General features: G+C 72.2%; 6 protein-coding genes and 1 pseudogene. 3 read left to right on the top strand and 4 right to left on the bottom strand.

Going from position 1 to position 6,341, the window contains the following annotated elements:
* Positions 1–131: 131 nt before the first annotated feature.
* Positions 132–1,757, top strand: a pseudogene (locus tag FPZ47_RS12475) (alpha/beta hydrolase); the annotation flags it as partial.
* Here the strand turns inward: FPZ47_RS12475 and FPZ47_RS12470 are convergent.
* Together FPZ47_RS12470 and FPZ47_RS12465 are read right to left on the bottom strand one after the other, a co-directional pair.
* Entirely contained in the window at positions 1,754–2,182 is a 429-nt protein-coding gene (locus FPZ47_RS12470; protein ID WP_144945714.1) for a rhodanese-like domain-containing protein, read from the bottom strand. The pseudogene FPZ47_RS12475 and the gene FPZ47_RS12470 overlap by 4 nt on opposite strands.
* Entirely contained in the window at positions 2,182–2,742 is a 561-nt protein-coding gene (locus FPZ47_RS12465) for a cysteine dioxygenase (RefSeq protein WP_144945717.1), read from the bottom strand. Before FPZ47_RS12465 ends, FPZ47_RS12470 begins: the two co-directional genes overlap by 1 nt.
* Positions 2,743–2,857: 115 nt before the next feature.
* On the opposite strand from FPZ47_RS12465, the gene FPZ47_RS12460 reads away from it, so the two are divergent.
* Both FPZ47_RS12460 and FPZ47_RS12455 read left to right on the top strand, forming a co-directional pair.
* Positions 2,858–3,313: a lipoprotein LpqV gene (locus FPZ47_RS12460; protein WP_144945720.1), complete on the top strand. Its 456-nt coding sequence runs from the start codon at positions 2,858–2,860 to the stop codon at positions 3,311–3,313.
* Positions 3,314–3,439: 126 nt separating this feature from the next.
* Complete coding sequence (locus FPZ47_RS12455; protein WP_144945723.1) at positions 3,440–4,495, top strand: patatin-like phospholipase family protein; 1,056 nt, start codon at positions 3,440–3,442, stop codon at positions 4,493–4,495.
* 15 nt (positions 4,496–4,510) lie between these two features.
* Here the strand turns inward: FPZ47_RS12455 and FPZ47_RS12450 are convergent, their stop codons facing one another.
* On the bottom strand, positions 4,511–5,380 hold the full coding sequence (locus tag FPZ47_RS12450) for a patatin-like phospholipase family protein (protein ID WP_210419893.1): 870 nt from the start codon (positions 5,378–5,380) through the stop codon (positions 4,511–4,513).
* Positions 5,381–5,408: 28 nt separating this feature from the next.
* On the bottom strand, positions 5,409–6,275 hold the full coding sequence (locus FPZ47_RS12445; RefSeq protein WP_144945729.1) for a class II glutamine amidotransferase: 867 nt from the start codon (positions 6,273–6,275) through the stop codon (positions 5,409–5,411).
* Between the last annotated feature and the right edge of the window lie 66 nt (positions 6,276–6,341).

Genomic DNA, 6,341 nt, shown 5'->3' with positions numbered 1-6,341 from the left:
ACTCCATATCGTCGGCAGCGTCTTTTGTTTATAAGACACTGGCCCTGCGGGGCCCGGAAGCCTAATCCCGCAGGGTTGCCTACCCGCCGGAGGCGGGGCGCGCGGGCCGGCGCCGCCCGGCCGGCAGGCAGTGGTGGCTGCGCCACTACACCTTCACCGGCACCACCGCCGGCCTTATCTTCGTGTGGTTCTCGATGACGCCGTCACTGCTGCCCCGCGGCGCGCTGTTCCAGGGTCTGGTCAGCGGGATCTCCGGCGGCATCGGCTATGGCATCGGCGTCTTCGCGGTCTGGCTGGTCCGCTACATGCGCGACCGGGACTCCAGCCCGCCGGCACCGCGGTGGGCCTGGATGATGCTGATACCGATCGGGGCGGTCGGCATGGTGATCATGGCGATCCGCTTTCACGTCTGGCAAGACGACGTGCGCGACCTGATGGGGGTTGCGCACCTGCAGTGGTACGACTACCCGGTGGCCGCGGGGCTGTCGCTCGTGGTGCTGTTCACGCTGGTCGAGATCGGGCAGTCCACCCGCCGGCTGGTCAGCTTCCTGGTCGATCGGGTTGACCGGGTGGCACCGTTCCGGCTTTCGGCCACCATCGTGGTGGTCGCCCTCGCGGTGCTGACGATCATGCTGCTCAACGGGGTCGTGCTCAAGTTCGCGATGCGCACCATGAACAACACCTTCGCGTCGGCCAACAACGAGATGAACCCCGACACCTCCCCGCCGAGGAGCCCGCTGCGCTCGGGTGGCCCGGGGTCGCTGGCGTCCTGGGACTCGCTGGGCCGGGAGGGCCGCATCTTCGTCGAGGGCGGCCCGACCGTCGGGCAGCTCACCGAGTTCAACGGGGTGCCGGCCACCGAGCCGATCCGGGCCTACGCCGGCCTGAACTCCGCCGACGGCATCACCGCGACCGCCGAGCTGGCGGCCCGGGAGCTGCAGCGCATGGGCGGGCTGCAGCGCGCCGTCGTCGCGGTGGGGACCACCACCGGCACCGGCTGGATCAACGAGGCCGAGGCCTCGGCACTGGAGTACATGTACGACGGCAACACCGCGGTCGTGAGCATGCAGTACTCGTTTCTGCCGAGCTGGCTGTCGTTCCTGGTGGACAAGGAGAACGCCCGGCACGCCGGTCAGGCCCTCTTCGAGGCCGTCGACAGGCTGATCCGGCTGATGCCCGAGGGGCATCGCCCCAAGCTCGTGGTGTTCGGCGAGAGCCTGGGGTCGTTCGGCGCCGAGGCGCCGTTCATGAGCCTCAACAACGTCCTGGCCCGCACCGACGGAGCGCTGTTTAGCGGACCGACGTTCAACAACACCATCTGGACGGACCTGACCGCCACCCGCGACGCCGGCTCGCCCGAGTGGCTGCCGATCTACCACGACGGCAAGAACGTCCGGTTCGTCGCCCGTGCGAGCAACTTCGCCCGCCCGGACGCCCCGTGGGACGTCCCGCGGGTGGTCTACCTTCAGCACGCGTCGGACCCGATCGCCTGGTGGACGCCGAGCCTGCTGTTCAAGGAACCGGACTGGCTGAAGGAGAAGCGGGGCTACGACGTGCTGCCGCAGACGCGCTGGATTCCGGTGGTGACGTTCCTTCAGGTCACCGCGGACATGGCGGTCGCCCTGGACGTGCCGGAGGGACATGGCCACCGGTACGCCGCCGACGTCGCCAACGGCTGGGCCGCCGTCCTGTCGCCGCCCGGCTGGACGCCGGCCAAGACCGACCGGCTGCGGCCGCTGCTGCACTCCAGCGACTAGATCCAGCGGCGCGCGAGGCCGGCGTCGGCCCGCGCCGCCCAACCGCCGGGCAGCCGGCCCAGCACCCCGGAATCCGCCAGCGCCCGGTAGCCGCCGACGACGTCGGTGGCCCGGTGCAGACCGATGTCCAGCAGCGCGGCCGCCGCCAGGCTCGAGGTGTAACCCTGCGAGCACACGATCACCCATTCGACATCGTCGCCGACGGCCTCCGGCAGCCTGGCGTCGCTGGTCGGATCGCAACGCCATTCCAGGACGTTGCGTTCGACGACCAGCGCGCCGGGCAGCTCACCCTCGCGGTATCGCTGCTGCTGCGGCCGGATGTCGACGAGCACCGCCCCGCGCCGCAGCGCGTCGGGCACCTCGGGGGCGGCAAGCCGGCGGTAGCGGCGCCGGGCGGATCGGACGACGACGTCGATGCGGCTCATCACGGCCCTTCCGGGTGGGCGGTCAGTTCGGTGCGGTTGCGGCGCACCGTGTCGGTGTCGGTGACCTCGTAGTACGACATCGCGGTCAGCGGCGGCGAGTAGGCATGCACACTCAGCGCCGGCCGGGCCGGGCTTTCGCCGCCGCCCGCCCACACCACGTCGTGCACCCAGCCCAGCGGAAACCCGGCCTGATCCCCGGCGTCGAGCCGACGGCGCCGCAACCGCCTTCCGTCCCAACGGAATTCGTTGAGCGCCCCGGACAACACGGTCAGCGCCCCCAGCGACCCGCCGTGGTCGTGCAGTTCGGTGGCGTGGCCGGGCACCCAGCTGATCAGCCAGATGTCGAGTTCGTCGTCGCCGTGGATGCGGGTGAACCAGCGCCGCGACGCCGGGATGCCGCCGGCGGGCAGCAGGTGGTCGCAGCGTCCGCTGAGCACGTCGTCGGCGGCCCGGTCGGTGGCGTAGAGGAGATCGGGCACCCGCAGCCGCGTCGGCCCGGACGACGGCGACGAGAGGCTGCGTGCGCGCAGGCCGGCACGAGCGGTGAGGGGCAGGGACATCGAGGAACTCCAGAGGCGAAAACGGACGGGGTGCTCGGCGCGGTGTTACGGCCGACAACACCCGCAGAATCCGAAGTTCGCCATCACGGCCGCCAGTGTTGCATAGATTGGCATCGTGCGCTGCTGCAGTCGTCGGTTCCCGCGGTGGGGCACGGTCGTCGTCGCGGTCGGGGTGCTGGCTTGTTCGCCCGCGCTCGCGGGCTGCTCGCACGGCGCCCGCGGCGGCCGGATCACGCCGTCGCCGGCGCGGCCGTCGGGCACCGCCGGCGTCCCGGATCCGGCGCCGCCGGGCGCGATCGGTCTGTCCCCTGGCGGCGTGACGACCCGCGTGGATGTCCCGGCCGATTCCACCGAGGAGCAGTACTTCCAGGCCTGTCACGCCGCCAAGGTGTGGATGGACGCCCAGCCGAACACCGGCGAATCACGGGTCGAGTCGTATCTGGCGATGGTGCAGGCGTCGCCGTCGGGAACCCCGGGCACCTGGAACGCGCCGTGGGCGCGGCTGAGCCTGCCCCGGCAGGCCGCCGTGATCGTCGCCGCGCGGGCGGCCGCCAACGACGAATGCGGATAGGCCCGCGGCCGCCCGGTTGTGGGGGCGTCGTTGAGATCACGTCGTTGAGATCACGTCGTTGAGATCACGGTGCACAAAAGTGCCGCGCGGGCTGCCGGGGACCGCTGCGCCGCGCAGAATGAGTGGATGCCCGGTGAACCTGGCGCGCCGGTCGCCCGTCGATCCGCACCGACGCGGGTGGCGCTGTCCCTCGGCAGCGGCGGCGCCCGCGGCTACGCCCACATCGGGGTGATCGAGGCGCTGGAGGCGCGCGGCTACGACATCGTGGGAATCGCCGGCTCGTCGATGGGCGCGCTGGTCGGCGGCCTGCGGGCGGCCGGGCGCCTCGACGAGTTCGCCGACTGGGCGAAGTCGTTGACCCAGCGCACGATCCTGCGGCTGCTGGACCCGTCCATCAGTGCCGCGGGGGTGTTGCGGGCCGGCAAGATCCTGGACGCGGTGCGCGACATCCTGGGCCCGGTCGCCATCGAGCAACTGTCCATCCCCTACACCGCGGTCGCGACCGATCTGCTGGCCGGCAAGTCGGTGTGGTTTCAGGGCGGCCCCCTCGACGAGGCGATCCGGGCGTCCATCGCGATTCCCGGGGTGATCGCCCCGTACGAGCTCGACGGGCGGCTGCTGGCCGACGGCGGCATCCTCGATCCGCTGCCGATCGCCCCCCTCTCGGCGGTCAACGCCGAGCTGACCATTGCGGTGAACCTCAGCGGCAGCGAGGTGATCGCCACCCGCGCCGCGGAGCCGGGCGCCACCGCCGAGTGGCTGAACCGCATGGTGCGCAGCACCTCCGCGCTGCTCGACACCGCCGCCGCCCGCTCGCTGCTCGACCGGCCGACCGCCCGTGCGGTGCTGGGCAGGTTCGGCGCGGGGCCCGACGCCGAGCGGCCCCCGACGGAGGCCGACGGCGAGCTCCCCGAGCCCGCCGAAGACCCCGACGTTCCGCGGCTGAGCAGCTTCGAGGTGATGAACCGGACGATCGACATCGCCCAGTCGGCGCTGGCGCGCCACAGCCTGGCGGCCTACCCCCCCGATCTGTTGATCGAGGTTCCGCGCTCGACCTGCCGCAGCCTGGAGTTCCACCGGGCGCAGGAGGTGATCGCCGCCGGCCGTGCGGTGGCCGACCGGGCGCTGGACGCCTTCGAAACGGTCTCCGACGCAGGCGCGCCGCCTGCAATCGAGGGCTGACCGGCGCGCGCCGGGTCACAGACCCAGGAACCGCGCGAGCGCCGGGGCTTCCCGGCGTCCCTGCTCGCGCCCGGCGATCGCGGAGGCGATGCGGCACCGCGGGTCGAGCGGGTTGGGCCCGAAGGCGGACAGCGAGTTCGCGTCGGCGAAGACGGCGAACGCCGTGCCGCCGAACGCCGCGACGTCGGCGGCGGGCCCGGGGCCGAACGGTGACGGCGCGTCGACCCCGGTGGGCACCAGGACCACCGCCTCGTCGCAGTCGCCGGCCACCCCGAGGTTCACCGGGCTGGACACCCCGCCGTCCATGTAGCGCCGGCCTGCGATGCACACGGGCGGCCACGCCCCCGGCACCGCGCAGCTGGCCGCCACCGCGTCGACCAGGTCCACGCCGGAGTCCCGGTCGAAGACGACGAGGTCGCCGCCGGCGGTGTCGATCGCGGTGATCCGCAGCGCGCGGCCGGGCCACTCGTGTGACGGGAGGCGTTCGGCGATCACCCGGCGCCGGACCGGCCCGGCGACGGTGTCGGCCGCCAGCGCGACCGCGCCGATCCGCCGCATGCGCTGGCGGGTCAGGTCCTGCGAATCGTCGTAGGGCTCGCGCAGGGCGGCCAGGAACAGTCCGGTGATGTCGTCGACATCGACGCCGGAGTCGATCTCGGCCGACGACTCGGCCACCTGCCGGCCGAACAGCTCCTCGAGCGTGCTGCCGCCGCCGATCTGCGCGGCGACCGCCGAACCGGCCGAGGTCCCGACCAGCACGTCGGAGTCCAGCAGCAGCCGCGCCGCGGCCGGCGACTCGTCGGCGATGCCGCGCAGAACACCGGTCTCCCAGGCGATTCCCGCTATTCCTCCACCGGCCAGTACCAGCGCACGTCGGGTTGCCACGCCCATGCACTCTGCCAGACGGCCGCGTTCAGGCCGGTGCGTGCTGCGCCTGTCGCACCGGCTCGTCCAGGTCGGACTCGGCGAGCTGGTGGCGCGGCGGGCCGGGCAGCGCCACGCTGCGGCTGATGTGCAGGCCCGCGTCGACGTGGATCAGCTCGCCGGGCTCCATCAGCCGCCAGCGCGGGTCGTCGTCCATCCGTTCGGAGGCGAACACCACCGAGGACCGGGCGCCCAGGTGCCGCGAGTACGCACGGATCCGGTTGGTCCGCAGGTGGAAATCCCGGTCGGCGCGGTCGTGGCGGCGGTCCAGGACGTAGAGCGTGTGCGTCTGCGGGTAGCGCAGCGCCCACATCTGTGTGGCCGTGCTCAGCAGCACGTTGACGGCATAGAGCGGCACGGTGTCCGCCAGCCAGCGCATGGCGTCGAGCAGGCCCGCAGTCACGTCGCCGTCGTGGTCGCGGATGCGGGCGGTGATCAGGGCGAAGACCCGCTCGGAATCGGTCTGGCCGAGCACCAGGTCGTTCACCCCGGCCTCGCGCAGCCGTTCGTCGACGGCGTCGAGCCCCTCGACCACGCCGTTGTGCGCGAAGAGCCGCCCGTCCTGCAGGAACGGGTGGGTGTTGGGCACGGTGTGAGCGCCGGTCGTGGCGTAGCGGACGTGGGCGAGGAAGGTCGTGCCGGTCATCTCGTGCGCTTCGGTGGCGAAGGCGGCATCGTCCCAGGCCGCCATCGGCTGCTTGCGCAGCTGCGGGCGGCCGTGCTCGTCGAAGACGCCCAGGCCCGTGCCGTCGGGGTTTCTTCGGCTCTGACGGGACAGGTTGTCCGGGGCGTCGAGCAGCCAGAAAGTCGCGGTACACACGTCCGTACCGGCGTGCAGGCCAAAAAGTCGACACATGCTTTCGACAGTAACGACGCCGGCGCCGAGCAGACGCAAAAGCCCCTATTCGCCAGGCGAATTGGG

It is taken from the genome of Mycobacterium helveticum (assembly GCF_007714205.1).
GTDB classification, from domain to species: Bacteria; Actinomycetota; Actinomycetes; order Mycobacteriales; family Mycobacteriaceae; genus Mycobacterium; species Mycobacterium helveticum.
Note: the sequence above shows the minus strand (reverse complement) of the source record. Positions and strands in the feature narration are given on the sequence as shown.

Bases quoted from the DNA above. Each gene is read 5' to 3' on its own strand.
- FPZ47_RS12445 (WP_144945729.1), bottom strand. From the start codon at position 6,275: ATGTGTCGACTTTTTGGCCTGCACGCCGGTACGGACGTGTGTACCGCG.
- FPZ47_RS12465 (WP_144945717.1), bottom strand. From the start codon at position 2,742: ATGTCCCTGCCCCTCACCGCTCGTGCCGGCCTGCGCGCACGCAGCCTC.
- FPZ47_RS12455 (WP_144945723.1), top strand. From the start codon at position 3,440: ATGCCCGGTGAACCTGGCGCGCCGGTCGCCCGTCGATCCGCACCGACG.
- FPZ47_RS12470 (WP_144945714.1), bottom strand. From the start codon at position 2,182: ATGAGCCGCATCGACGTCGTCGTCCGATCCGCCCGGCGCCGCTACCGC.